The organism is Geobacillus thermoleovorans, assembly GCF_001610955.1.
Classification (GTDB): Bacteria; Bacillota; Bacilli; order Bacillales; family Anoxybacillaceae; genus Geobacillus; species Geobacillus thermoleovorans.
In genome coordinates, this window is the sequence record NZ_CP014335.1 from 2,682,184 (window position 1) to 2,708,184 (window position 26,001).

The 26,001-nt window shown below is 55.9% G+C and carries 25 protein-coding genes; 1 reads left to right on the forward strand and 24 read right to left on the reverse strand.

Features of this window, described 5'->3' with window-relative positions; all coding sequences use genetic code 11:
- Window positions 1-5: 5 nt before the first annotated feature.
- From GT3570_RS13545 to sppA, 23 genes are all read right to left on the reverse strand, one after another.
- The gene (locus GT3570_RS13545; protein ID WP_318258039.1) at window positions 6-1,031 is read right to left on the reverse strand and encodes a DUF6114 domain-containing protein; all 1,026 of its coding nucleotides are present in this window, start codon (window positions 1,029-1,031) and stop codon (window positions 6-8) included.
- Between the two features lie 396 nt (window positions 1,032-1,427).
- On the reverse strand, window positions 1,428-2,033 hold the full coding sequence (locus GT3570_RS13550) for a DUF6230 family protein (protein WP_062898869.1): 606 nt from the start codon (window positions 2,031-2,033) through the stop codon (window positions 1,428-1,430).
- Between the two features lie 222 nt (window positions 2,034-2,255).
- Window positions 2,256-3,194 (reverse strand): R2-like ligand-binding oxidase, encoded by a 939-nt coding sequence (locus GT3570_RS13555; protein WP_257722325.1) that lies wholly within the window; start codon window positions 3,192-3,194, stop codon window positions 2,256-2,258.
- 131 nt (window positions 3,195-3,325) lie between these two features.
- Window positions 3,326-4,813: an aldehyde dehydrogenase family protein gene (locus GT3570_RS13560; RefSeq protein WP_062898871.1), complete on the reverse strand. Its 1,488-nt coding sequence runs from the start codon at window positions 4,811-4,813 to the stop codon at window positions 3,326-3,328.
- A 63-nt stretch (window positions 4,814-4,876) separates the two neighbouring features.
- Entirely contained in the window at window positions 4,877-5,305 is a 429-nt protein-coding gene (locus tag GT3570_RS13565) for a hypothetical protein (protein ID WP_062898872.1), read from the reverse strand.
- Window positions 5,306-5,496: 191 nt separating this feature from the next.
- On the reverse strand, window positions 5,497-6,603 hold the full coding sequence (locus GT3570_RS13570; RefSeq protein ID WP_062898873.1) for a Zn-dependent alcohol dehydrogenase: 1,107 nt from the start codon (window positions 6,601-6,603) through the stop codon (window positions 5,497-5,499).
- 27 nt (window positions 6,604-6,630) lie between these two features.
- Window positions 6,631-6,963: a hypothetical protein gene (locus GT3570_RS13575; protein ID WP_062898874.1), complete on the reverse strand. Its 333-nt coding sequence runs from the start codon at window positions 6,961-6,963 to the stop codon at window positions 6,631-6,633.
- Between the two features lie 158 nt (window positions 6,964-7,121).
- Window positions 7,122-8,867 (reverse strand): ABC1 kinase family protein, encoded by a 1,746-nt coding sequence (locus tag GT3570_RS13580; protein WP_062898875.1) that lies wholly within the window; start codon window positions 8,865-8,867, stop codon window positions 7,122-7,124.
- A 20-nt stretch (window positions 8,868-8,887) separates the two neighbouring features.
- Window positions 8,888-10,030 carry a thiolase family protein gene (locus GT3570_RS13585; RefSeq protein WP_023633825.1) on the reverse strand — a complete coding sequence of 381 codons (1,143 nt, stop codon included), beginning with the start codon at window positions 10,028-10,030 and terminating at the stop codon, window positions 8,888-8,890.
- A gap of 114 nt (window positions 10,031-10,144) precedes the next feature.
- Entirely contained in the window at window positions 10,145-10,987 is an 843-nt protein-coding gene (locus tag GT3570_RS13590) for an SDR family NAD(P)-dependent oxidoreductase (protein WP_011232252.1), read from the reverse strand.
- A gap of 15 nt (window positions 10,988-11,002) precedes the next feature.
- On the reverse strand, window positions 11,003-11,794 hold the full coding sequence (locus tag GT3570_RS13595; RefSeq protein ID WP_011232253.1) for an enoyl-CoA hydratase/isomerase family protein: 792 nt from the start codon (window positions 11,792-11,794) through the stop codon (window positions 11,003-11,005).
- 97 nt (window positions 11,795-11,891) lie between these two features.
- Window positions 11,892-13,106: an acyl-CoA dehydrogenase family protein gene (locus GT3570_RS13600; protein WP_011232254.1), complete on the reverse strand. Its 1,215-nt coding sequence runs from the start codon at window positions 13,104-13,106 to the stop codon at window positions 11,892-11,894.
- Window positions 13,103-14,245 carry an acyl-CoA dehydrogenase family protein gene (locus GT3570_RS13605; RefSeq protein ID WP_011232255.1) on the reverse strand — a complete coding sequence of 381 codons (1,143 nt, stop codon included), beginning with the start codon at window positions 14,243-14,245 and terminating at the stop codon, window positions 13,103-13,105. Before GT3570_RS13605 ends, GT3570_RS13600 begins: the two co-directional genes overlap by 4 nt.
- A gap of 20 nt (window positions 14,246-14,265) precedes the next feature.
- On the reverse strand, window positions 14,266-15,801 hold the full coding sequence (locus tag GT3570_RS13610) for a long-chain-fatty-acid--CoA ligase (RefSeq protein WP_062898876.1): 1,536 nt from the start codon (window positions 15,799-15,801) through the stop codon (window positions 14,266-14,268).
- 135 nt (window positions 15,802-15,936) lie between these two features.
- Window positions 15,937-16,287, reverse strand: coding sequence for an SCP2 sterol-binding domain-containing protein (locus GT3570_RS13615; protein ID WP_011232257.1), 351 nt, complete (start codon window positions 16,285-16,287; stop codon window positions 15,937-15,939).
- Window positions 16,288-16,423: 136 nt separating this feature from the next.
- Window positions 16,424-16,936 carry a hypothetical protein gene (locus tag GT3570_RS13620; RefSeq protein ID WP_011232258.1) on the reverse strand — a complete coding sequence of 171 codons (513 nt, stop codon included), beginning with the start codon at window positions 16,934-16,936 and terminating at the stop codon, window positions 16,424-16,426.
- A gap of 232 nt (window positions 16,937-17,168) precedes the next feature.
- On the reverse strand, window positions 17,169-18,359 hold the full coding sequence (locus tag GT3570_RS13630; RefSeq protein WP_011232259.1) for an acetate kinase: 1,191 nt from the start codon (window positions 18,357-18,359) through the stop codon (window positions 17,169-17,171).
- 379 nt (window positions 18,360-18,738) lie between these two features.
- Window positions 18,739-19,728 carry a class I SAM-dependent methyltransferase gene (locus GT3570_RS13635; protein ID WP_021322113.1) on the reverse strand — a complete coding sequence of 330 codons (990 nt, stop codon included), beginning with the start codon at window positions 19,726-19,728 and terminating at the stop codon, window positions 18,739-18,741.
- A gap of 119 nt (window positions 19,729-19,847) precedes the next feature.
- Window positions 19,848-20,348 (reverse strand): thiol peroxidase, encoded by a 501-nt coding sequence (gene tpx / locus GT3570_RS13640; RefSeq protein WP_011232261.1) that lies wholly within the window; start codon window positions 20,346-20,348, stop codon window positions 19,848-19,850.
- Between the two features lie 124 nt (window positions 20,349-20,472).
- Entirely contained in the window at window positions 20,473-20,937 is a 465-nt protein-coding gene (gene ytfJ / locus GT3570_RS13645) for a GerW family sporulation protein (protein ID WP_011232262.1), read from the reverse strand.
- Window positions 20,938-20,948: 11 nt separating this feature from the next.
- Complete coding sequence (locus tag GT3570_RS13650; protein WP_062898877.1) at window positions 20,949-21,638, reverse strand: DUF2953 domain-containing protein; 690 nt, start codon at window positions 21,636-21,638, stop codon at window positions 20,949-20,951.
- A gap of 109 nt (window positions 21,639-21,747) precedes the next feature.
- Window positions 21,748-22,221, reverse strand: coding sequence for an RDD family protein (locus GT3570_RS13655; RefSeq protein WP_023633310.1), 474 nt, complete (start codon window positions 22,219-22,221; stop codon window positions 21,748-21,750).
- Window positions 22,222-22,233: 12 nt separating this feature from the next.
- On the reverse strand, window positions 22,234-23,241 hold the full coding sequence (gene sppA / locus GT3570_RS13660) for a signal peptide peptidase SppA (RefSeq protein ID WP_011232265.1): 1,008 nt from the start codon (window positions 23,239-23,241) through the stop codon (window positions 22,234-22,236).
- A gap of 109 nt (window positions 23,242-23,350) precedes the next feature.
- Between sppA and GT3570_RS13665 the strand changes: the two genes are divergently transcribed.
- Entirely contained in the window at window positions 23,351-24,154 is an 804-nt protein-coding gene (locus GT3570_RS13665) for an NAD kinase (protein WP_062898878.1), read from the forward strand.
- 163 nt (window positions 24,155-24,317) lie between these two features.
- On the opposite strand, the gene mbcS is transcribed toward GT3570_RS13665, so the two are convergent.
- The gene (gene mbcS / locus GT3570_RS13670; protein WP_011232267.1) at window positions 24,318-25,910 is read right to left on the reverse strand and encodes an acyl-CoA synthetase MbcS; all 1,593 of its coding nucleotides are present in this window, start codon (window positions 25,908-25,910) and stop codon (window positions 24,318-24,320) included.
- Window positions 25,911-26,001 lie beyond the last annotated feature (91 nt).

Sequence of the window (26,001 nt, forward strand, 5' to 3'; positions counted from 1 at the left end):
CTCCTTCATCCCGTCATCGTTGATGAGCGGTTGGGAAGAGGTGAAGCGGGAGGAGGATAGTCGCTGTCCGTCTCCCCCGCTTGCCGTCCGTTCCATCCCGCCACCAGCGCACCGCCCAAAAGACCGATGATGCCCCCGATGATCAGGCCGCCGGCTGCACCGACAAACGAAAGAATGGAAGCAAGAATGAGAAAACTGCCGAGTACCACATGGCTTTGCGGCTTGATGATGCTTAAAATGGCCAAAACGATCATCACCAACCCCGTTACCAGCCCAGCCCACATCAGTCCACTTCCAGGAAGTAACAACATTGGAAACACACTGATACCTACAATCAAGACAAACACCGCACCAATCATCGCCAGCACCGATCCTAAAACAGGGCGACGGCGGTTGGCGGCAAGCAAATACCCGACAGCACACGGCAACATCCAACCGAAGGCATACGACAACAGAGGACCGACGAAGCGGGCGGCGGTATGGACAGACAAAAAGCCGTAATGGAAAAGCGAAGCGGCGATGATGGCCACCATTCCACCAACCACTAGCACTCCTCTCGGGCGGCGGGCAGACGTCCACGCTTGCTGCCAAGTTTCAGCGTTTCTCTTTTTCCAACCGACGCAAATGACAGACCCAAGCAGCACGACAGCCAGAACGACCGATGTCTGAACCACCATAGGAATGGAGCGCACCCATGTTTGCCACGGCACCGCCTGCTCAACGGCAAAAAAGGCGTTCAAAGCACAAAACGTCGCAACGGATCCTCCAAAAAACAACCAAATATAATGAAACCGTGTGCGAATGTATCGTCCTTGTTCTTCCTGCTTCTCGATGATGTCATGTGCCAAAAAAGCAGCCAGCACGCTGCTTGCTATCCCTCCCACCACAGCGCCGACAGCCCCAAGCGACACCCATTGGCTGCCACCAACAAGCATCCCCGGCAAAAAAGCAGCCGCTCCGTATTTCATGCGGACCATCGCCGTTGGACGGTTAGAAAAGAACCAGACAAGCAAGGAGAGAACGACCGCCAACAACAGTCCCCCCACAGCGCTCCGTTCACTCCACCGCGAACGACGATTCCACTGATAAACGCGCCCGTCAGCGCACCGATGGCCGTCATTTGTCCCATTTCAACTATTTTCCTCATCATCTCATCTTGCCTCCTTAACTGTTTTCAGTTCCTTTTTGGCCGAGCAACAGCATGAACACGCCGCAGTTCGTCTCTTGGCTCCCCCTTGCTTTACCATCCCTTCATTTGCCAAAAGCGATGATGAGAAGAAAACCTTCCTGTATGAAAAGAAGCGGCGCACAAGCCTTGTGCATGAATACGTGATGACACAGGAAACAAGATGACAAATAGAACTTCTCATTTATTTTGGGAGGAATAGGGCATGAACAGCTCGCATCCAAATGATGATCAGAACGGATTAAAAGTCGCCGATCCGGCTTCCATCTTTCATGTTGGCAATCAATTTCACCTTCATGTTCGGAATGGTGATCGAGCCCGCCGACAGGTAATGCGTATTCAAGCTCGGTTTGTCAAGCGTCAAGTTCGGCGCGCTCATGTCTATGACATTGAGTGGGTTGTCGGTTTTATGCTCTTGCACCTCCAAGCCGGCAAATGACGTGCTGTCCGTTTGAATGCCGGTGACGCGCAGTCTCAAATTTTGCCCACTTACATTGCCGCCGGTGACGACGACATCGATGCTTTTAATACCATAAGCGCCGAGAGCCGATTCAGTGTTAATGTTTTTCGCCAGCACCAAATTCGTGATGTTCGCCGACGCCAAGTCGATGGCTGCCTGTCCCCAGGCCCCTGTTTGTTCCGTTTCACCGATGGCAGGATACAGTTTAAATCCGGTGCCCGTAATTTTATCTGCGCTGATCGTAAATCCGCCGACGCCTGACAGCGGAAACGCGGCAAACGCCGTCCCTGACAGAAGCAACATAGCAACTAGGGCGATGACTGCGAGAAATCCCGTTCCGCCCGCAATCGCAAATCGTTTTGGATTGACCGCAAACAAGTTCCCCATTTTTCATACCCCCTGTTTTTCTCCCATCCGATGATTCTTTCTTCATCCCTATTCCCCCCAAAATAAATACCTTGTTTCCCACGAAACCGACAGTTGCCACAGACATCGGGCACGAATCCCTTTCTCTCCTGCTGCTTTCCGGTTCCCTCCAGAAGGATGCTGGCGAAACCGATTTTTTCTTCTGCCAGACGCAGGCGGGCGGGCGAAACCCGCCCGTCTGCTCTAGGACTCGGCAGATGTTTTTTCCAGTTCCTCGACGCTGTCATACCGCTTCGTGCGGCTGATTTGTTTTTTGCGGATGTTGAACTGCTTGATAACATAGTTGTTCAGCATCTCATAATCGATTTCTAACGTAGATGTGCGGGCGAGCTGCTGCTGGCGCTGTCCGAGCTCGGTCAAATAGGCGACATAGCCGACAACATGAGGCCATAATTCATCCATATATTGGATGAACAAATCGTAATACCGCTCGTCTTCGTTGACAAGCCGCTGGATCGTGTACAGACCAAACTGAATATGGCGGCCCTCGTCCATGTTCAAATAATCGATGCCTTGCAGCAGCCCTGGGAACAGCCCAGCTTTTTTGTGAATTTGCCGGAATGTATAATACCCCGATTCGGCAAGTGTTCCTTCGACAATCATGTTGTACACCGTGGCGGCGCGGATGATCGCTTGCGGCGAGTCGTCGGTATACAATCGATCCATCGCTTCCGGCAGCGCTTCGTAAAAGATTCGTTTGTAATGGTCGTTATGGAAGACGGACAAGTCCATTTGTCCAATGCCAACGGCTTGTTGCCAGCGGGAAAACATCTCGACATGTTTCGCTTCGTCGTGCATAAACGTCGTTAAAAACAGGACATCCTCGAGCCGCCCTTGGCGCGCGAGGGCGTTCGTCATCGGCAAAATATCGAGCGTCACCGCCTCTTCTCCGGCGGAAAAGCCGGCGACGAGCGGCAGCGCCACGATCTTTTCTTCGCTTGTCAAACGGGCGAAATCTTCTTTGTCTTGGCTGAAATCAATGTCAGCCGGGTTCCATTTCCCATTCCGCTTCGCTTTTTCATACAATTTGTACATCGGATGCTCCCAATCGATCGTTCCTTTCACCGTTTGAAATCCATCATGGCGAGTCATCGCTTTTCTCCTCCTTTGAAGGCTAGTGATGTAAGGGAAAAAGGTGCTCTCAACCGCGTTTCTCAAGCGGAAACATTTTGCAGCACCATCACGCGCTCCCTTTCGGCTTCTCGCAAATCGAGCGAACCGGCTGGTTGTCACCGGTCTTTTAAACCCCTCTCTTAAAACAAAGTCATCGGCCGGTCGTTTAAGTCACAAATGACGGTTTTCGTCTCCAAATACGGCTCAAGCGCCTGCATCCCGAGCTCGCGGCCGAGGCCGCTTTGCTTATAGCCGCCAAACGGGACCGTCGGCGACAGCACTTGATACGTGTTGATCCAGACGGTTCCGCTTTTCACCCGGCGCGCTAAGCGGAGCGCCCGCTTGATGTCGTTCGTCCACACCGCTGCTGCCAAGCCATACATCGTATCATTGGCAATGGAAGCGGCTTCTTCTTCATCCTCGAACGGAATAACCGCCGCCACCGGGCCAAAAATTTCTTCACGGGCGATGCGCATCGACGGTTTGACATCGGCAAAGACCGTTGGCTCGATAAAGTAGCCGCCAAGCTCCGACCGTGCGCTCCCCCCGGCCACCAGTTTCGCTCCCTCCTGCCCGCCGATACCGATGTAGCGCAGCACTTTGTCGTACTGCTCGCGGCTGACGACCGGACCAATGTCGGTGCGCGCGCTCATTCCGGGGCCGAGCCGCAATGTGTTGGCCCGGTCGGCCAGCAGCTGGACGAACGTTTCGTACGCCGGCCGTTCGACTAAAATGCGGCTCCCGGCCTGGCATACTTGCCCGGAGTTGTAGAACACGCCAAACAGCGCGCTTTTTGCCGCCTGTTCGAGATCGGCATCGGCAAAAATGATGTTCGGCGACTTGCCGCCCAGCTCGAGCGTCACCCGCTTAATGTGGGGAGCGGCCGCCTGCAAGATATGGCGCCCCGTTGCCGTCTCGCCGGTAAACGCGATTTTCGGCACGTTCGGATGGCGGACGAGCGCTTTGCCCGCCTCATCCCGCCCCGGCAGAACGTTGACGACGCCGTCCGGCACGCCGGCTTCCTGGCAAAGTTCGGCAAGTTTGAGCGCCGTTAGCGGCGTTTCCGGCGCCGGTTTTAGCACCATCGTACAGCCCGCCGCCAGCGCCGGGGCGATTTTCCATGCCGGCATCAAAAGCGGGAAGTTCCATGGCGTAATCAGTCCCGCCACCCCGATCGGCTCTTTCATCGTCCACGCCATATAATCGGGCGCCGCGCCGGCAACGGAAAACGGCAGCACCTCTCCTTGCGGCTTGACGACAAGCGAGGCGAAAAAGTCGAAACAATCGGCGGCGAGCGGAATTTCGATAAACCGCGCCATGTTGATCGGCATGCCGTTTTCCCTTGTCATCAGCCGGGCCAGCTCATCGTGATGCTGGCGGATCAGCTCAGCAATGCGGCGCAAGATGCGCCCGCGCTCGAGCGGCGGAATCGCCAGCCAGCGCTGATCCAAAAACGCCTCTTGTGCGACAGCAACCGCCGCGTCAACATCGTCTTCCCCAGCGTTGGCGACGCGTGCCGTCACTTCGCCCGTCGCTGGATCGATGACGTCAAACCGTTCGCCACTTGAGGACGGCCGCCATTCTCCATCAATCCATAAATCCGCTTCTGTCGTTTGAGCGGAAATCATTGTCATCTCCTCCTTTTCATCGCTCCACGCTCCCGATCGATCGGGCGCTGAATCAACAGGCCGCTACGGCAATAAATCGCTTCGTCCGATTTCCTGCAAATATTCGCGGTACGCCGGGTAGATGGCGTCAAGCTGCGGCAGCACTTTCAACGCGTTCACGAGCGGGCCTTGCACTTTGATTTGCTGGCGGGCGAGCGCCTGCTGCAAGTCGAGCTTCCCAAGCCAAAACTTATGCCCGACATCCGCCGTCTGCTCAAAAATGAGCTCCGGCCGCAAGTCCGTCTCGCCGCAGACGATTTTCAGCCTCCCGTTTTCTTGCGTCCACGTAATTTTCGCTTCCGGCTTATGGAACACGTACTGGACAAACGCGTCATAGCCAGCTCCCAACTCCATTCCAGCGATCAATTGTTTCGATTCTTCCGTCTCCGCCACTTTTTCAAAAAAGCGACCGAGAACGTCATACAGCTCTTGCTCACTTTGAAACATCGGCATATCGTTTTCCCCTTTCTAAGTTGGTGATGTCGCGTAAAGGCGCTGTCCCCATCCCTAATTCCTTCTAAGTTGGTGATGTCGCCCAATGAACGGCCGCCTTACGGAATCCCGCTTCTGGCAGGGACGGATCATTCCAGAGCCCTTCGGCTGAAGACCGCCGTGAGGCATTGCCGCTCTTTTTTGGTGCGCTTTTATTCATCAAAGCGGATCAGGCCGCGGATGTTTTGCCCGCTCTTTAAGGCGGCGAACCCGTCGTTAATTTGTTCGAGCGCATAGACAGCGCTGATGAGCGGTTCAAGCTTCAACTTGCCCGCCGCGTACAAGTCGAGCAGCTTCGGATAGTCGACCGGGGGATTACCTTGGCCGAGCCAAGAACCAGTCAACGTTTTCGATTGGGATGGCAGCGAAAAGGCGTTGATCTCCACCGTTTCATGCGGCGCGGCGATGCCGACGATGACTGTCGTTCCCGCCTTTCTCGTCATGTTGTACGCGTCCGCCATCGTTTCCGGGCGGCCGATCGCTTCAAACGCGTAGTCGACGCCGAGGCCGTCAGTCAAGTCGAGCACGGCGCTGACGGCATCTTCCTCGCGGGCGTTGACTGTATGCGTCGCCCCGAACGTTTTCGTCATCGCCAATTTTTCCTCGACAATGTCGACGGCGATAATTTGTTTAGCCCCAGCCAGCGCCGCTCCTTGGATGATGTTGAAGCCGACGCCGCCGGCGCCAATGACTGCAACTGTGCTGCCCGGGCGAACGCGGGCCGTATGAATGACCGCCCCCACCCCAGTCATGACGCTGCAGCCGATCAAGGCCGCCAGTTCAAACGGCACATCCCGACGGATCGGGATGACCGCCTGCTCCGGCACGATCGTGCGCTCACTGAACGCCCCGGCGGTGAGAAATTGATAGACTGGCTTTCCGCCGAGGGAAAAGCGCGTCGTCCCGTCCGGCAGCGTGCCGGTCGCCGTCAGCTGGGCCGCTGTTTCGCATAAATCAGGCCGGCCAAGGCGGCAATAAGGACACCGGCCGCACGATGGCACCCAATTGAGCACCACATGGTCGCCTTGCTTGACATTTGTCACGCCTTCTCCGACTTCCTCGACAACGCCCGCTCCTTCGTGGCCAAGCACGATCGGCAGCGGCAGAGGGAGCTTGCCTTCGACGACGTGCCAATCGCTATGGCAAAGGCCGGCCGCTTTCAGTTTCACCTTGACTTCCCCGCGCTTGGGGCTCGCCACCTCCACTTCTTCGATTGTCAGCGGCTCCCCATAACGGTGCAATACCGCAGCTTTCGTCATGTCGTTTCCTCCTTTTCCATCCCCATATTACGCCCGCTTGCCCGCCATATCCGCTTCCTCTTCACGGACGGCGCCTTGACCTCGCAGCGCATCGAGGTAGGCGTTCCATTCGTCCTGGAAGGCGGCTTTCAGCTTGAACAGCCCGAGAACGAGCGAGCGGGTGGAATGATCCTGCAAAAACACTTCACGAAACGCGTCCGTAAATTCTTCCCGTTTTCCGGGAATGCCATGGTCTTTTCCATACAACAAATGCCTCTCCAACAGCCGACGGATCGTCGGGTTTCCCGGTCCGCCGCTTTGCCGATAAAACGCTTCGATTCGTTTGGACATCGTCAGTTGTTCTTGTTCATCGTCATGCATGCTTTCTCCTCCCTCCCCACTTCTCGTCTTTCCCGTCGCCCTTGACGCGCTTTTTCCCTTTGACGAACGTTTGCCGAGGGCGAATCCCGCTCTGATCGTCTCCTCATGCCCAATCGGATCTCGTGCGGAGTGTCTCTCCCATTTCCGCGACGCTCTCGTTAAAACCATGGTCGCTGCTTGCGCGTGCGGAACAGCCTCCAGCAAAGAAACACGACCAAGAGGAAAGAGGCGGCCAACCCGATGTTGGCGACCGTCGTTTTGTCCATTCCTAAAAACGTCCCGCTCGGAATGCTGGCAATGACAAACCCAGTGGCGACGATGATGGCAAACGCGATGAGGGAAAGCGCCAAACGGTTGGCGATTTGGTTGAGCGTATTGCGCGTCACCGGGTCGGTTTGGACTTGCACGGTCATGCGCCATTTGTTTTCGGCCATCGTCTCCAACACTTTGTTGAACCGGCGCGGGAAGGTGGCGATCATTTCCGCCGTTTCAGCGACAAGACTCGCGTTGGCGCGAAAATTAAAGCGCTTTCCGAGGATGCTTTTTAAAATTGGAATTTCATACGCCTCCACGACTTCGCCGTACGAAATTTCCGGGCAAATCCAGCGCGCCGTCCCTTCGGTGGCGGAAAATCCTTTCGCCCAAAGCGCCAAGCCGTTCGGGACTTTGCAGTAGTTGCGGAGCCCGATCGCCGTCGCTTCAAGGACGAGGCGGCCGTAGTTGTAGCGGCTGCTCCCTTGATGGGCGGACACATAGTTTAACGTCAACGTCCGCAGTTCATCTTTCAATTTGACAACATCGGTGTAAATGGTGGGCGACATCAGTTCCATAAACACTTCGGCGGCGTCTTCCGCCTGGTTGAGCTGGATGTGCAAAATGACACGCATCAAAATTTGCGCCATCACGCTGTCCATCCGCCCGGTCATCCCCCAGTCGATGATGACCGCCTTTTTCGTCCGCTTGTCGATCATAATGTTGGAACCGTGGGCATCCGCATGATAATGGCCGTCGAGCATCGTTTGCACGTAATGATGGACAAGATCGATCATGATGTTGATCCGCTCTTCGAAGGTGAGAAAATCGACAGGGAAGTCTTTAATGAGCCAGCCGTCAATGTATTCCATGATCAAGACGCTTTTCGTCGCTTCATACACGTGCGGAACCGTGACATGTTCAGCCCTCCTTTCGTACTTTTGCTTCATTTCTTGCATTTTTCTTGCTTCTTCCGTCATGTCCAGCTCATCCATGGCGCTGCTGTAATAATCTTGCACGAGCCCCCCGAGGTCAAGGGCGGCCTGCAGTTCAGGCGGCAGCCGCTTTTGCAGGCGGGCGGCCATTTTTTTAATGATGGCGATATCGGTTTGAAACAGTTTTTCGACCGTCGGGCGCACGACTTTGACCGCGACAACCGGCCCGTCTTTAAGTTTCGCTTTGTACACTTGAGCGAGCGACGCCGAGCCGAGCGGCTCCTCCTCAATCCATTCAAACGTCTCCAAGCCGTCAGGCAGCTCCCGCTCCAAAATGTATTCGATTTTGGCAAACTCAATGGGCGGCACCCGGTCAAGCAATTTCTCCAGCTCAAGCGTAATCGGCTCTGGCAATAAGTCTTGCCTTGTGACAAGCACCTGCCCGAGCTTGATGAACGTCGGGCCGAGCTCCTCAAACGCTAGGCGCAGCCTCCGGCCGATATGGTGCAAATATTGTTTGTCTCCCTCGTTCCCTCGCAGCTTGCGGGCAATGGCGTCGCCCAGCACCATGCCAAGCCCGTTTTTGACAAGCACAGCGATGATTTTCCGCCGCCGTTTTCCCGCCGTAATGGCAGCCAGCTCCTCTTCAATGGCAGCGCCAATGGCCGCAAAGTCGCGCGCTGGTTTTGGCTTGGCCGTTTCGAGTGATGCGTGCAACCCGCTTTCCTCCTTTCTGCTTACAGCCGCTCGATGATCGTGGCTGTCGCCATGCCAAAGCCGATGCACATCACTTGCAATCCGTATTTCCCGTCCATGTCCTCAAGCTCATGGAGCAGCGTTGTCATCAGCCGGGCGCCGCTCGCGCCGAGCGGGTGTCCGAGGGCGATCGCCCCGCCGCGCGGATTGACTTTTGCCATATCCGGCTCGAGCTCCCGCTCCCATGCTTTGACGACCGAAGCGAACGCTTCATTGATTTCGATGACATCGATTTGCTCAAGGCGCAGTCCCGTTTTTTCGAGCACGCGGCGCGTGGCCGGGATGACGCCCGTGAGCATCAGAATCGGATCTTCGCCGACGACCGCGCGGGCGACGATGCGGGCTCTCGGCCGCAAACCGAGCTGCCGGGCTTTTTCTGCCGACATGAGCAGCACGCCGGCCGCTCCATCACTGACTTGGCTGGAATTCCCAGCGGTGATGACGCCGCCTTTCGGCTGGAATGATGGCGTTAACGCTGCTAACTTTTCGAGCGAGGTGTCGCGCCGAATCCCTTCGTCGCGGGTGAAGGACACCGTCCCCTCCTCGCCCGGCACGTCAAGCGGAATGATTTCCCGCTCAAACATCCCGCGGTCGGTTGCCGCCGCCGCTTTTTCATGGCTTTGCAAGGAAAACGCATCAAGCTCTTCCCGCGACAATCCCCATTTTTTCGCGATCATCTCCGCAGAAATCCCTTGCGGCACGATGTTGTACCGACTTGTCAGCTGGCGGCTGAACCGCCCCATGTCGCTTCCCATCGGAACGCGCGTCATGCTTTCGACCCCGGCGGCGATGGCGATGTCGATGTCGCCGGCCAAAATCGCCTGCGCCGCGCTATGAATCGCCTGTTGGCTCGAGCCGCACATCCGGTTTAAGGAAAACGCCGGCACTCCGACTGGAAAGCCGGCGGCGAGCACCGCTTGGCGGGCGATGTTGCCCCCTTGCTCTCCGGTCATCGTCACACAGCCGACGATGACATCTTCCACCAGGCCGGCATCCAGCCCATTTCGGTCGACAAGCGCCCGCAGCACCGGAACAAGCAAATCGACCGGATGGACGCTTGAGAGCGCCCCTTTTTTCTTGCCGATCGCCGTGCGCACGGCGTCAACAATCACCACTTCCCTCATGCCGCTCCTCCTGTTCCGTATCAAAATCGAACCGTTTTCCTGCGCGGCTAGAGCCGCCGCAGGCCTCTCTTCCTATGTTCAAATCGCCACATTCCAAAGCGGGCCGCTTATTCATCAGAACGTAAACAATTCGATGCCGCCTGAAACATTCAACCCAATCCCCGTGATGTACTTCGCCTTATCGGAACAAAGGAAGACGATGGCGTTGGCGACATCTTCCGGCTCACCCGGGCGGCGGAACGCCGTGCGCTGGATCATCCGCTCGTTCATTTTCGGGTTGCCCATGCGGAACGCTTCCGTGTTGATAATGCCCGGCACGATGGCGTTGACGGTGATGCCGTAGCGCGCCCCCTCAAGCGCCATGCTTTTCGTAAAGCTCAACACCGCTCCTTTCGTGGCCGAATAGCTCGCTTGGCCAAAGCCGCCAAGCGTCCCGGCGACGGACGACATGTTGATGATCCGCCCCCATCCTTGCTCTTTCATATACGGCCATACCGCTTTTGTACAGTTGTACGTGCCGGTCAGGTTCACCCGCAAATCGCGCTCCCAAAACTCATCGTTTTGCTTTTCGATTTGCGAAACGTGGTCGAGCGTGCCGGCGTTGTTGACGAGAATGTCAATGGAACCAAACTCTTCCTTGACGCGGGCAAACACTTCTTTCACTTGCTCGCGGTCGGTGACGTCCATTTTGAGAGCCAGCGCCCGCCGCCCCATGGCGCGAATGTCTTCCGCTGTCTTTTCGGCGTACACCACTTTTGTACTCTGCATCACTTGTGAGAGCGGCCCATATTTTTGCGCCGTCTGTTTGCTTTCTTCATCCGATTCGAGCAAAATATCGGTAATGACGACATCCGCTCCCGCTTCGGCAAGCGCCAAGGCATCCGCGCGCCCGAGGCCGCGTGAGGCGCCGGTGACGACCGCCACTTTTCCTTTCAGCAGTTCCGCCCATGACGACATCGGTGATCCCTCCGTTTAACGTAAAAATTGCGGTTGTTTCTTTTGGAAAAACGCCGCCAGCCCAATCGCCGGCTCTCCTGTCTTAAACGTTGCCGCAAATGACGCCGCTTCGATGCCAAATCCGTCTTCTGGAAGCCCTTCGGCCGCATAGATGGCCCGCTTGGCGAGCCCCATCGCCCGCACGGCCCCTTCTGACAGTTGCTCGGCAAACGCCGACGCCTCTTCTTCCAACCGCTCCGGGGGCGTGACGCGATGAACAAGGCCGAGTTCGAGCGCTTCTTGCGGGTCAAGCCGTCTGGCAAGAAAAATGAGTTCCGTCGCTTTCGCCCGCCCGACGAGGCGCGTCAACCGCTGCGTGCCGCCCGCGCCGGGAATGAGGCCGAGCGAGACTTCTGTCAGGCCGATTTTGCCGCCGCCCATGATGCGGAAATCGCACGCCAGGGCCAATTCACAGCCGCCGCCGAGCGCATAGCCGTTGATGGCCGCGATGACCGGCTTCGGCATCGTCGCGAAGCGGTCGAAACAGCGCTGCATGCGGGCGCTTTGTTCGGCGATGCCCGCTTCATTGCCGGCAAACTGGGTTCCTCGCTGAATCATGTCCTTTAAATCAGCGCCGGCGAGAAACGTTTTCGGATGGGCCGACGCGATGACGACAACGCGCACTCCGCGGTCGGCTTCCAATTCATCGGCCGCTTTCTCCAATTCTTCCATTAATCGCTCGCTAATGGCGTTCGCCGGCGGGTTGTGGATCATCACCCAAGCGACTCCTTTGTTTCGCCGCTCTATGCGCAACGTTTCATAAGGCATCGGAATTCCCCCTTTCGTTCAATCGAACCGGCAAACTTCACAAATGATCATCGCTCTCCACCGCGAGCGGAGATGTTTGGGTCGCCGCCTCGCTCTTCTATACGTGCACGCCGTATGGCGCATACAACCGTCTTGCTGTGACAAGGCGCTGGATTTGCTGCGTGCCTTCAAAAATATCAAACACTTTCACATCGCGGTACAATTTCTCGACCAAATGTCCGCCAAGGCCGACGGGACCGAGCAGTTCAAGGCACATAGCGCAGACATGAAGCGCCATTTTACCGGCGACTGCTTTGCAGACGGCCGCTTCCATCGCATTCGGCTCGCCAATGTCGGCTTTCCACGCCGCTTCCCACGTCAACAGGCGAGCAGCGTCAATCTCTTGCTCCGCCTCGGCAAGCAGGGCGGCTGCTTCATAGTACAACCGTCCTTGTTTCGGGTACTCGCTGCGAACGATGTCAAGCGTATATTCATAGGCGGCGCGGGCGATGCCGACGGCCATGGCCGCGACGATCGGCCTCGTGCTGTCAAATGTTTTCATCGCCACTTGGAAACCGGACGGTTTATTCGCATTTGCGCTATACAACTCTTCACCGCCAAGCAAATTTTCATCAGGAACAAAGCAGTCTTCAAACAAGAGCTCCGCCGTTTCATTGGCGCGCAAACCCATCTTATGGACGGTGCGGGTCGCGACAAATCCCGGCGTCCCTTTTTCGACGACAAACGCCCGGTGCCCGGCGCGGCCCAACTTCGGATCAACCGTGGCGAACACGACGACCCAAGAAGCGCGGGCGCCGTTGGTGATGAAAATTTTTTGCCCGTTTAATACATAGCCGCCGTCCACTTTTTTCGCCGTCGTGCGGATGCCGGACGCGTCCGAGCCGGCTTCCGGTTCCGTCAAGGCGTAAGCTCCCCAGCGCGGCTCCTCCTTCGTGAAAATGGACAAAAACCGCCGTTTCTGCTCCGGCGTGCCGCTCGATTGAATCGGCGGCCCGCCAAGGCCAGGGCCGGGAAGGGAAAGGGCGATGCCTGGGCATCCCCACGCGAGCTCCTCAGCGGCGATGACGGCCACGCGGTTGCCTTCGCGCTCTTTTTTCTCTTTCTTTCCTTCCGCATGAGACGGCGGACGCCCTCCGCCAAACGAAGACGCATTCAGCTGGATGCCCATTTTGTTGACTTTTTGCAGCCATTCGTCCGGCACCCGCCCGAGCCGGTCGGCCTCCAGCGCGATCGGGCGCACTTCATGTTTAGCAAACCAATGAACGAGCTCTTTGATTTGTTTTTGCTGCGGTGAGAATTCAAAGGAAATCATGGCGCCACCCTCTCTTTCCGTTTGCCCAGCAGCTGTTCGCCGCGGCGGATGAGCCAGTCCGTTTCCCGGCCGTACAGCATCACTTGCGCTTGGGCGTCGCGCATCCATTTTTCGGCTGGGTATTCTTGCACGTACCCGTGCCCGCCGAGCATTTGCACGGCCTGATCGGTGACATAGCGCAGGGAACGATGAGCCCGCGACAACGCCCTCCAGGCGTAGCCGCCCGCCTGTTCATCCCCTTGGTCAACCGCAGCGGCCGCTTGCCATACAAGCAGTTTCGCCCCGCGGCATTCGAACGCCATCTCTGCGATCGTAAATGACACCCCTTGGAACTTGGCGATCTCTTGTCCGAACGCCTTTCTTCCCGCAGTGTATTCAATGGTGTAATCAAGCGCCGCCTCCATCAAGCCGACTTCCTTCGCCGCTTCGATGACTTGGTTTCGGGCGCGCACGCGGTTGAGCAATGCGTCCGCTTCCGGTCCGCGGGCAACGAGTTGTTCCGGACCGGCGTACACTTCCGCAAACCGAAGGCGAGCGATGCCGGCAGCAAGCAGCCCAAGCCTTATGTCTCCTTCTTCGATCTCCCATACTCGCTCATCAAAGGCGAGCAATACCGTTTCCTCTTCTTCGTCCCTAGCGGCGATGACCGCCCAGTCGGCTTTCGACGCCAAGCGGACTGGAGACGACACCCCGTCCACAATATATCCGCTGCCGCGCCGGCGCACGCGAATCGCTTCCTTCAGCGGTTCTTTTTGTTCCGCTTCGTCGATCCAGGAGACAGTCGGCCATCCGCCTTTCGCCATCTCCCGGTACCGGTGCCACACGCGGTGCTCGGAAGACAGACGAAAGAGGGAAGACGCCTCTTGCGCCCCCGGAAGCCCTTGAATGACGCCTAAATCGCCATAGCTGAGCCCTTGCCAAATGAGCGCTTGCGACAGAAGGGGCAGTTCCAAGCCTCCCCACGATTCCGGGAGCTCGAGCGCCGACAAGCCGAGCTCATCCACCCTGTCACTCAAGTCAGCCGAAACGGTCCGGCGTTTCTCACATTCTCTCGCGGCCGGCCGAATTTTCTCGACGGCAAGGCTGCGGGCGACTTGAAAAAACGCCTGTTCTTCTTCAGTCGGTTGAAACGAAATCACCTTGTCCCTCTCCTTTTCCATTATGATTGGACAGCGGGAATAAACTCGCTGGCCCATTCACGCAGCTTCTTTTTGTCGATTTTGCCGATGATGTTTTTCGGCAGGTAGCCGACCTTTTTCAAAAAGCGCGGGCTTTTGTATTTCGCCACCCGCTTTTGGCAAAACTCGATCAGCTCCTCTTCGGTCACTTGGGACCCACGTCGGACGACGACATATGCGGCGACTTCTTCCCCCATTTTCGGCGAAGGGACGCCGACAACGCCGGCTTCAAGCACATCCGGATGGGACATAAGCAGTTCCTCGATATCGCGCGGATAAATGTTGAATCCGCCGCGAATGATGACATCTTTTTTCCGGTCGACGATAAACACGTACCCGTCTTCATCGATGCGCGCCATATCGCCGGTATACAGCCAGCCGTCGCGCAGCGCTTGGCGCGTCTCTTCGTCTTTTCCGTAGTAGCCTTGGAAAACGTTCGGGCCGGAAACAATCAGTTCTCCGACTTCGTTCGGCGGCAGGCGGTTGCCGTGTTCATCGACGACAGCCACTTGCACGCCAGGCAACGGAAGCCCGACCGACCCCGGCTTGATCGGCTTCGTCGGATCGGTCGCCGTCACAATCGGCGCCGCCTCGGACAGTCCGTATCCCTCCAAAATCAGGCAATTGAACTTGCGTTGAAACTGCCAAGCGAGCGACGGCGGCAACGAAGCCGAGCCGGACACGCACGCGACCAAACTGGATGTGTCATAGCGGTCCGCCTCGGGGCAATAGCACAACGCATGGAACATCGCTGGCACCATCGCCGTATGCGTCACCCGATGCCGTTCGATCGTCTCCAGCACTTTTTTCGGCTCGAAATACGGCAGGAGGACGATCTTGTCGCCCAATAACAGCGCGACGTTCATCATCGTAAAACCGAACGCATGGGAGATCGGCAGCACGCCAAGACCGACGCGGTCATATTCGGTAGGCAGCCGCTTCGCCATCTCGGCCGCTGCTTCCGCGTTGGCATACAAATTGCGGTGCGTCAGCACGACCCCTTTCGGCTGACCGGTCGTTCCTGATGTGTAAAGCAAGGCGGCCGGATCGTGTTCGCTGATCGCCACCTGCGGCATGCTGGCAGGAGCTTGCTCCATTCTTGTTCGCAGAGAGCGCGGTGAATGAGGATCGTCAATCGTAAACATCACCGGAGGCGCCGGCAAGCCATTGGCGGCCTCTTTCGCTTTCGCCCACAGCATTTCCGCCGTCAGCACAACTTTCGGTTCGCAGTCTTTAAAAATGTAATGGAGCTCCTGCGTCTGCAACAGCGGCAACACCGGCACGACAACCGCTCCTGCTTTCAAGACGCCGCTGAAGGCGACTACTACTTCCGGGCTGTTCGGCATCGTTACAACAACGCGGTCGCCCGGCTTGACCCCAAGTTCAATCAACGCATGAGCCAGCTGGGACGAACGGGCGTCGCAGTCCACGTTCGTATATTCGTTTCCTTCAAAAATCAGTGCCGGATAAGGACCGAACCGCTCGATATTTTTCGTCCAAACCGTTCGTAAATCCATTCCCCCGTCTCCTTTAACCAAATTAGGCGGGCCTGCGAAAAAGGCCAAGCCCGCCGCCTTTCGTCTCCTTCCTTCTGACGGTCGGCGCTGTTGTCAATGCACGGAAAAACATGCCGGCCGGCTTTCTTGTTGTGCTTATTGGTTTTGATTGGCGCTGTTGTAGGCGGACAGCACTTCTTGGAGCCGCAGCGCCAGCCCCATGTCCCCGTCAATGCGAAGCCGCCCGCTCATAAACGCTTCCGTTCCGTTGAGCTCGCCGTCCACCATTTTTTTAAAATCCTCGCTGTCCATGCTGAGCGTGCAATCAGGCGTTTCTTGCTCCCCTTCAATGACAAATCCAGCGTCTGGGCGAAGGACGACTTGGTACACCCCCGCATCAGACCCGCTTAAGTTAAACTGGTACACCGCGACAATCCCATCGGCGCGGGATGGGTCTTCCCTCAATTGCGAATCGATCAGTTGGAAAATGTCTCTTACCGTCGTCATCTTCATGGCCTCCTTAAAAATTTAGAACTGTCTGAAATTTCATTTTGTACTTTTACTATATCGCGTTTCCGTTTCATGTCCTATCCCGAAAATCGTCGGAACTTTCTTTCCTCCCTCGCGGCGCTCCCCGATGTTTTTACGCCTTTAAAGCATGGAGAAGCGCGCGCTCATCGATCAGTTCCAAATAGCGCCGATAAAGCGGAAACGCCGGCACGATGCGCGGCAACAGCTGCAACGCCTTCGCTTTCGATCCTTTTGCCTTCATTTTTCCGGTCATGAGCGCCAATGGAACGTTGATGTTGCCGCCCCAAAATTGGTGGGCGATATCGCCGGTCGTCTTGATGGCGACATCAGGCGCATCGATTGCCTGCCCGAAATAAATGGCGTAGTTTTCACCGGTTTCCGGCCGCCTCGCATCGATGCTGATGACCGCCTCCGGATCGGTCAAATAAAAGACGAACGCGGCGCGGGAACGGCGGATTTGTTCTCCAATCCGATTGATTTGCTCCACCTCGTTGCCGTATTCCTTATACGCTGGATGCCGCTCCCACCAGCTGCGCAGCTCAAATTCCGTCCTTGGGCGCGACGGAATTTGCATAAACTCGCCAATCACCCGATACACATGAGCATCATCACGAAACAATGCCATATCCGTTCACTCCCTTCAACCGAGTATGCACTCTCATTTTGGCGTGAAACAACGCCGCCGGCAATTCCGATGATTGCCGGGGAGACGAAAAACGCAAGACATCTCCGTCCGGAGTTGTTGAAACAAGAATCAAGCGCACCAAAGCGGCAAAACAAAAAAATGGCTGCCCCGTTTGTTTGGGGCAGCCGTTTTGGCCAAAATGGCTGCAACGATTCTTTTTATTACAATCCGCTTACAAATTCGCCAACCGCATGACGTCGCGGGCGATCATCAACTCTTCATTGGTCGGGATGACGAGCACTTTGACCGGCGAGTGCGGATAGCTGATGAACGCTTCCTTGCCGCGCACTTTGTTTAGGATGGGATCCCAGTAAACTCCCATAAACTCGAGGCCGCGCAACACTTTCGCCCGCACGACTTCGCTGTTCTCGCCGATGCCGGCGGTGAAGATGATGGCATCGACTCCGCACATGCGCGCCGCATACGAGCCGATGTACTTATGAATGCGGTTCGCAAACACTTCAAGTGCCAGTTCCGCGCGCTCATTTCCTTCGGCGGCCGCTTTTTCCAAGTCGCGCAAATCGCTCGAGATGCCGGACAGACCGAGCATGCCGCTCTTTTTGTTCAGCACTTCAATCACTTCATCCGCAGTCATTCCCGTTTTTTCCATAATGTACGGGATGAGCGCCGGGTCGATGTTGCCGGAGCGCGTTCCCATCGCCACGCCGGCTAATGGCGTAAAGCCCATGGACGTGTCGATCGACTTGCCGCCCTCAACCGCCGCGATGCTCGCCCCGTTGCCTAAATGGCACGAGATGAGGCGCAGCTGTTCGATCGGTCGGCCGAGAAGCTCCGCCGCCCGCTGGGTGACGTATTTGTGCGACGTGCCGTGGAATCCGTACTTGCGGATGCCGAATTTCGTGTAATACTCATATGGCAAGCTGTATAAAAACGACTGTTCCGGCATCGTCTGGTGGAACGCCGTGTCAAACACCGCCACGGCCGGCACGTCCGGCAGCACTTCCTGAAACGCCCGAATGCCGACGAGGTTGGCCGGGTTATGGAGCGGAGCGAGCTCGGACACTTCTTCAATTTGCTTGATGACGTCCTCGGTGATGAGCACCGAATCACTGAACTTCTCCCCGCCGTGGACGACGCGGTGCCCGATGCCGTCAATTTCGTCAAACGAACGGATAATGCCGTAGCGAATGAGCTTATCAAGCAGCATTTTAACGGCCGCGGCATGATCCGGAATCGCCGTCACTTCTTGATGTTTTTCACCGTTTACGACAATGGTGAAAATCGCGTCGTCAAAGCCGATCCGTTCGACGACCCCTTTGGTCAACACCGTTTCTGCCGGCATCTCAAACAGCTGGAATTTCAACGAGGAACTTCCCGCATTAATGGCTAGCACTTTCGCCATCGAAAACACAGCTCCTTTTTTGCCAAAATCCGCTCGCGCTTACCGTTAGTGTGCGCGATTGGGCGCCGTTTCACTATGCCTTTTTCATTGTATGCCTCCCGTTTTCGCGTTTCAAGCGCGGCTTTGTTTCGCAACCGGTTGCAAGAAAAAGTTTTTATGTTGTGAAAAATGAAAACGGAGCTGACCGAAAAGGTCGGTGAAAAACAGCGATTCTTCGATGAAGAAAAGAGCAACATTTATCATCTTGAGCCGAGAAGACCCCCCACTTCCACGCGTGAGCGCAAGGGGAGGAAGATGCAACCTCTCGTTTTGTGAAGGGGCTTGACGGCCTATACGGTGATCAAAAAGGGCGTCCCGCTGCGTTTGGGACACCCTTTCGTCAACATTCTTTTTCCTCGGTGATCCAGGCGTCGATTTTCGCCATCATCGCCTGCATCGCCGATTTGTTGGAAAACCGCGGCAGCTCGACAAGCAGCACGTGTTTTGGCTTTTTGACGTTCGGCCCTTTCTTTTGCAAAATCAACACGCTTTTTGCCGCCTGATCGTTTTTAAACATCGACAGCGGCAGCTGCAAGACTCCTTGGACAATGGCCGCCTCTTTTAAAAATTCGTTCAGCTGCCCCGCCTGCGGGCTCGAGAACAACATATTCGGGATGAGGAAAAACAAGTAGCCGCCCTCTTTCGTATAGCGCAAGCTTTGCTCGATGAACAAATGATGGGCATACGACCGGCCTTCCTTCGCTTTTAAGGCGAAGCGGGCGGCATTGTCGTCATCCGGGTAATAGCCGACCGGCAGATCGCAGACGACGACGTCAACCGGCTCAACAAACAGCGGCCTTAGGCTGTCTTGGTTAAACAGCTGCACCGGATGCTTTTGCAAGTTCGCGTTGACGTACGCCAATTTGACAAGCAGATCATCGACATCGCTGCCGTAGCTCGCCGCCTGTTTTCCTCGAAGGCCGTTTAACACCGCCGTCAATAAATTCGCCGTGCCGACGGCCGGGTCGAGGATCTTAAGCGCCAAATGCGAGCGCGTAAACTCGCGGACCAAATACGCCAAAAACAAACTGACCGCATCCGGAGTCATTTGGTGGTGCGGCTGAACATGCTTGCGCATCCCTTTTAACACCGCAAGCTGAAACGCCTTGCGGATTTCTTCGTTTTGAAACCGTTCCAGCATCAGTTCGCGATACTGCTTTTTCAGCCGTTTCGCGTTCAGCTCGCTCACTTCGCTTTGCAGCACGTCGCCGTGGAACAAATTCTCCCCCGTCTCCGCGACGGCTTCTAAATACGTGCATTGCAATTCTTCTTGCAAAAGTTGGGCCGTTTCATCGAATACCGTGAACAACCGTTCGACTGGCGTCATCATCTGTACGTCCCCACCTTTCTGCCAACGTCCCTTCTGTATATTGTACGACCGTCCGCCTCGCGCCGCAAGAAAAGCGCCGATAGGAACGAAAAGGCCCCGAACGGGTCGGGGCCTTTTCATTATTTCGCCGCTTTCGCCGCTTCAATCGCCGCTTCGTAGTTCGGATGGTTCGTCACTTCCGGCACGTATTCGACATACGTCACTGTGTCATTGCTGTCGATGACAAACACGGCGCGGGCAAGCAGGCGCAGTTCTTTGATCAAGACGCCGTATGCTTGTCCGAACGAAACATCGCGATGGTCGGACAACACTTGAACGTTCTCAATGCCGGCGGCGCCGCACCACCGCTTTTGCGCAAACGGCAAATCGACGCTGATCGTCAACACTTTCACATTGTCGAGCTTTGCCGCTTCCTCGTTAAACCGGCGCGTTTGCGCGTCGCAAACTCCGGTGTCGAGCGACGGAACGACGCTGATCAGGCGGACGTGCCCTTTCGTATCCGCGAGCGTCACTTCCTGCAAGTTTTGATCAAGCACGGTGAAATCCGGCGCTTTGTCGCCGACTTTCACTTCGTTGCCGACAAGCGTCACCGGCTGCCCTTTAAACGTCACATAGGCCATGGGTTCTCTCCCCCTTTAGAGAAAATATGTACTACTTCCATACTAAAACGCGGAACGGAATTTTTCAACGATTTTGTCCGTTCATGACAGCAGACAAACAAAAGGCCGGACGCCAACGGTCCGGCTAAATGTCAAAGTCGTCTGCTTTTTGGCCTGCGGCGCCGTCTTTCTTGTTTTTCTTCAGCATCGCCTGAATCTTCTCAAACGCCTGCGGCGCGACATCGAGAATTTTTTCGTATAAGTGCGTGCTTTCATCCAAATGGAGCAGCTTCACCCCGGACGAGTTGACGACGAGAAACGCAATCGGCGTAATCGAGACGCCGCCGCCGCTGCCGCCGCCAAACGGATGTCCGTTCCCTTGGGCCTGCCCGTTCCCGTCGGCTTGCGCCCCTTGGCGGCCATTTTGTTGGCCGTCAAGCATAAACTCGCTGCCGCCGGCGGCAAAGCCAAACCCGACTTTCGAAACGGTCAAAATGACACTGCCGTCAGGCGTCTCCACCGGGTCGCCGATAATCGTATTGACGTCGATCATTTGTTTTAAGTTTTCCATCGCTGTTGTCATCAGCCCTTGAATCGGATGGTTCGTCATCGTCATTCCTCCTAGTAGCCTTCATTTGCCTGCTTGGCCGCCAATGGGTTTCGCTTTGGCAGCCGCCGTCCGCGCCAATGTTTGACCACTCGCAATCCTGCTACCATAGCATGCCCGATTCGAAACTGAATCATACATAAAAACACCGTTTCCGAAGCGGCCCGATCGTAGGCCGGAACGATGGCGACAGCCGGAGTTGTTTTCATGTTCATATAGCGGCTCGCCGCGCCGATGATCATGTATTTCAGCGACCAGCCAAGCCCCACGAGCAAGCCGGTTGACGCGGCGTCGCCGGTGCCGATTCTCGTTTTCCACTCCCATTTCGTAATCGTCACGTGGCGATAAAATTGTTTCATAATTTCATGCAAGTCGACGACTTGCTCGAGAAACCGTTTCAGCTGTCGAAACAGGTCAGCGATTTTTTTTAGGGTCAATTTCCCTTTCTTTTCCTCCTTCCCGCGCGTTCCCTCCACTCCTTTTTTCTGGAGAAACGCCACTCCCGGCGCATCCGGATCCATGTCCAGCTTGATGAGCGGAATGCGGACAGTATAGCGGAGGAGGCCAAACAGCGTGCGCACCACGATTTTGCATTCATCGTCGTCTTTCACATGGCGAAACACGACCGTCACCGATACTTTCATCCAGGCGACGAGAAGAAGCAAAAGAACAACCGTTGCGATGACCGCGATGACTGCTTTCAATGTCCGCCCTCCCTTTCATCATACATTGTCGCCATCTGGAAAAAAAATAAACCTGCCGTTTCGGCAGGCGGACATTGGTTGACGTTCTGTTCTTGATGCAGGCGGATTGTTACTCGCGGACGACGATCGTATCCGCGAACTGGTCATGCATCCCTTTTTTCTTTTCGGAAAACGCAACAAACAAAAAACCGATGAACAGCAATTTTTTCGCGATGAATTTGCCGACGACTTCGCGAAACAACACGGTCAGCCAGGTGAGCGGCTCGCCGCGCTCATCGACCACTTTTAAGCCGAACACCATTTTGCCAAGCGTCTGCCCAAACGCTTTCGTCATCAACACGAAATAGGCGTAAAAGACGACGGCGGCCGCGACCGTCGCTGGCGCGAACAAACCGTCCTGCGCAAGCGGCCAATCGAACAGGCGAAAAAGCGGCCAAACGATGAGCCGGTTGAGGCTCGAGACAACAATGACATCAAGGCAATACGCCCAAAAACGAAGCCAAAAGCCGCCGTAGCAGAGGGGGCGCTCTGCCGGCGGGAGATGATGATCCGCCAGCGTCGCCGTTATTTGCATGTCCGTCATGTTTCCACTCCTTTATTCGGCGTATAAATACATAAGCCGCGGCGAGGAAGGGCGCGACAACAGGCGGATGAGCCCGGCCGCCTCGCTGTCCGGCTTCATCCGGTTCGACACCATCTCAAAGAGAGAGCTCCACGGCGCATCGTTCACGTATTTTACGACTTGAGCGCCGGTTAAATGATGCTCTTTTTTGAGCGCAGCGATCGCGTCATCCAAGTAGCCGAACTCGTCGACAAGGCGGAGCGCCTTCGCCTGTCGCCCGTCATAAATGCGGCCGTCCGCCAGCTTGCGCACCGTGTCTTCCGGCAGCTTTCTCCCTTTGGCTACCACATCAACAAACGCATCATACGAATCATTGATCAGCCGCTGCAAAATCTTCCGTTCCGCTTCGGTCATTTTGCGCGCCGGATTCATGATGTCTTTGTACGGCCCGCTTTTGATCGTGACAAGCTCCACGCCGTACTTCTTTGCCAGCCCTTCATAGTTGACGCTTTGCATGATGACGCCGATGGAGCCGGTGATCGTCTCCGGGCTGGCGAAAATTTTATCGCCGGCCGCAGCGATATAGTAACCGCCCGAGGCGGCCATGGCCCCCATCGATACGTAAATCGGCTTGTTCGTCTTCTTTTTCAGCTTCATCAGCTGATCGTAAATTTCCGCGCTTTCCGCGACACCGCCGCCCGGCGAATTGATGCGCAAGATGATCGCTTTGACGTCTTGATCCTCTTTCGCCTGTTTGATCATTTGCAAAAACGTTTGGTGGTTGTACTGTGATGAGGAAAGAAGCGACTCCGCTTCCCCCGCATCTTGAATAACTCCGTTCACTTCCAACACAGCGATTTTTTTCAACGGGTCGCCCTCGGCGATGACTTCTTCGCTAAATGGCGACTCCATGAGCGCCAGCCAGCTTTCCGACCAGCCGCCGGCCTTGTCGGACAAAAGAACGCCAACCGCTTGAACAAGCACCGAGATCACAAACAAGGCGGCGGCGATGGCCAACGCGGTCCATCGTTTTCGATTCATCGTCTTCCCCCCTGCATCGGCTGCCCATATTTTTAGAATCCTGGCAAACGTGGTACAATATTCATTGTACATCGATTGATTAGATGATGCCATCGGGAGGACGCAAAACATGGATATGGAACGCAACCGTCTTTATTTTTTTTATAAGCGCGACGACAAGCTCATCGAACGGGTGAAGCCGCTCATTGAGCTGGCAGAGCGCGGTCCGTTTGTGGTCGTCGACGACTATCGGAAAGCGAACATCATCGTCAGCATCGGGGATGACGGCGCGTTTTTGCAGGCGGTGCGGCAGACGGGATTTCTTCCTGACCGTTTGTACGTCGGCGTGTCCGTCTTGCCGGCGCGCGGGTTTTACTGCGATTTCCATATTGACGACATCGATCATATGGTGGAAGCGGCGAAAAATTGGAAACTCGAAGTGCGGCGCTACCCAATCATCGAAGTGACGATCGACGGCGCGGCTTCGTTTTTCTGCTTAAACGAATGTTCGATCCGCTCGCAAATCATTAAAACGATGGCGATCGACGTTTTCATCGACGACTTGCATTTCGAGACGTTCCGCGGCGACGGCATCATCGTTTCGACGCCGACCGGCAGCACCGGCTACAATAAATCGGTGCACGGAGCGGTCGTCGATCCGCTCTTGCCGTGCTTTCAAGTGAGCGAACTCGCCTCGCTCAACAGCAACCGCTATCGGACGCTCGGCTCGCCGTTCATTTTGAGCGGCTCGCGGACGTTGACGCTGAAAATGTCGGAAGAAACAAGCCATTTTCCAATCATCGGCCTCGACAATGAAGCGCTCAGCATCCAGCATATTGAGCGGATTGACATTCGTTTAAGCGACCGGGTGGTCAAAACGGTGCGCCTAAAAGACAATTCGTTCTGGGATAAAGTGAAACGCGTCTTTTTGTGAAGCGTATGTCTGTTCTCCCGGCGAAACACCGGATCTAAAATGGCGAATCCGTTCGACGCGCATGCGGCAAGAGGGTGTCTCGCAACGAGACACCCTCTTGTTTGGCCGCTGTGCGGACATCGCTCCGCTTCTGGCAACGGCCAGCTCAATCGGCTCTTTCTGCTTACAACGACCGGCCGGCAAGGCGGGCTTCCCGCTCGCGCAGCTCGACGCGGCGGATTTTTCCGGACGCCGTTTTCGGCAAATCGTCGACAAACTCGATTTTGCGCGGGTATTTGTACGGCGCCGTCAACTGTTTCACATGTTCTTGCAGGGCCGGAATCAGAGACGGATCGTCTTTGTCGACCCCGTCGCGCAGCACGACAAACGCTTTGACAACATGGCCGCGCACTTCATCCGGACTGGCGACGACGGCGCACTCTTTTACGGCTGGGTGCTTGACAAGCGCGTCTTCGACTTCAAACGGGCCGATCGTATAGCCGGCGCTGATGATGATGTCATCCCCGCGGCCTTCAAACCAGAAATAGCCGTCTTCATCTTTGCGCGCTTTGTCTCCCGTAATGTAGTAGTCGCCGCGGAACTGCATCGCTGTCCGCTCCGGATCTTTGTAATAATACTTAAACAGCGCCGGCGTTTCGATATGGACGGCGATGTCGCCGACTTGTCCGGGCGGGCACGGCTCGCCGTTTTCATCGATAATTTCGACGCGGTTGCCTGGCGTCGGTTTCCCCATCGAACCCGGCTTGATGGGCATTCCTTTCATGACGCCGACAAGCAGCGTGTTTTCTGTCTGGCCGTAGCCGTCGCGCACTTCGACGCCGAAATGCTTGGCAAACGTGTCGATCACTTCGCGGTTGAGCGGCTCTCCGGCGGACACGGCGCTGTGCAAATGAGATAGATGATAGCGGCCGATGTCCGGCACTTTCGCCATCAAACGATACTCGGTTGGCGTGCAGCACAGCACATTGATGTTGTATTTTTCCAATAGCTGCAAATATGTTTCCGGCTCAAAGCGGCCGTAGTAGACGAAACCGGTCGCCCCCGAGCCGAGCACCGATAAAAACGGGCTCCAAATCCATTTTTGCCATCCCGGTCCGGCCGTCGCCCAAACGAGGTCGCCTTCTTCAATGCACAGCCAGTTTTTCGCAGCCGTGCGCAAGTGGGCGTACGCCCAACCATGGCAATGGACGACCCCTTTCGGATTGCCGGTCGTGCCGGATGTGTACGACAAAAACGCCATATCATCGCGCGAGGTATCCGCCGCCTCGAGCGTTTCGCTCTCTTTGGCCATGGCGTCTTCAAGCGGAATCCATCCGTCCCGGGGTTCCCCGATGACGAACTTCGTCAAACGTTCGATGCCGTCAATCGGCGCAAATTCGTCCGTATACGGCGCATAAGCGACAACCGCTTTCGCTTCGCTATGGACGAGCCGATATTGCAAATCCTTTGTCCGCAGCATCTCCGAGCTTGGGATGACGACAAGCCCGGCTTTGAGCGCCCCTATATACACTTCGTATGTTTCAATGAGGCGCGGCATCATGACGAGCACTTTATCGCCTTTTTCGAGCCCATGTGATAAGAAAGCGTTTCCAATTTGGTTGGCGCGCGCCATCAAGCGGCCGTATGTAATCTCTTTCGTTTCGCCTTGCTCGCTCTCCCATTTCAACGCGATCCGGTCCGGGTCGGCGGCCGCATGCCGTTCCATTTCCGATGTTAAATTGTAGCGCTCGGGAGCAATCAAGTCTTCCCGCCTCATCGTTCCTCTCCCCCTCTGTCTTGTTTCGCCTTGGTCGGCATCTCTATTATACAAAATAGTCGTTCTATTTTGAATACCGTTTTTCTCATAT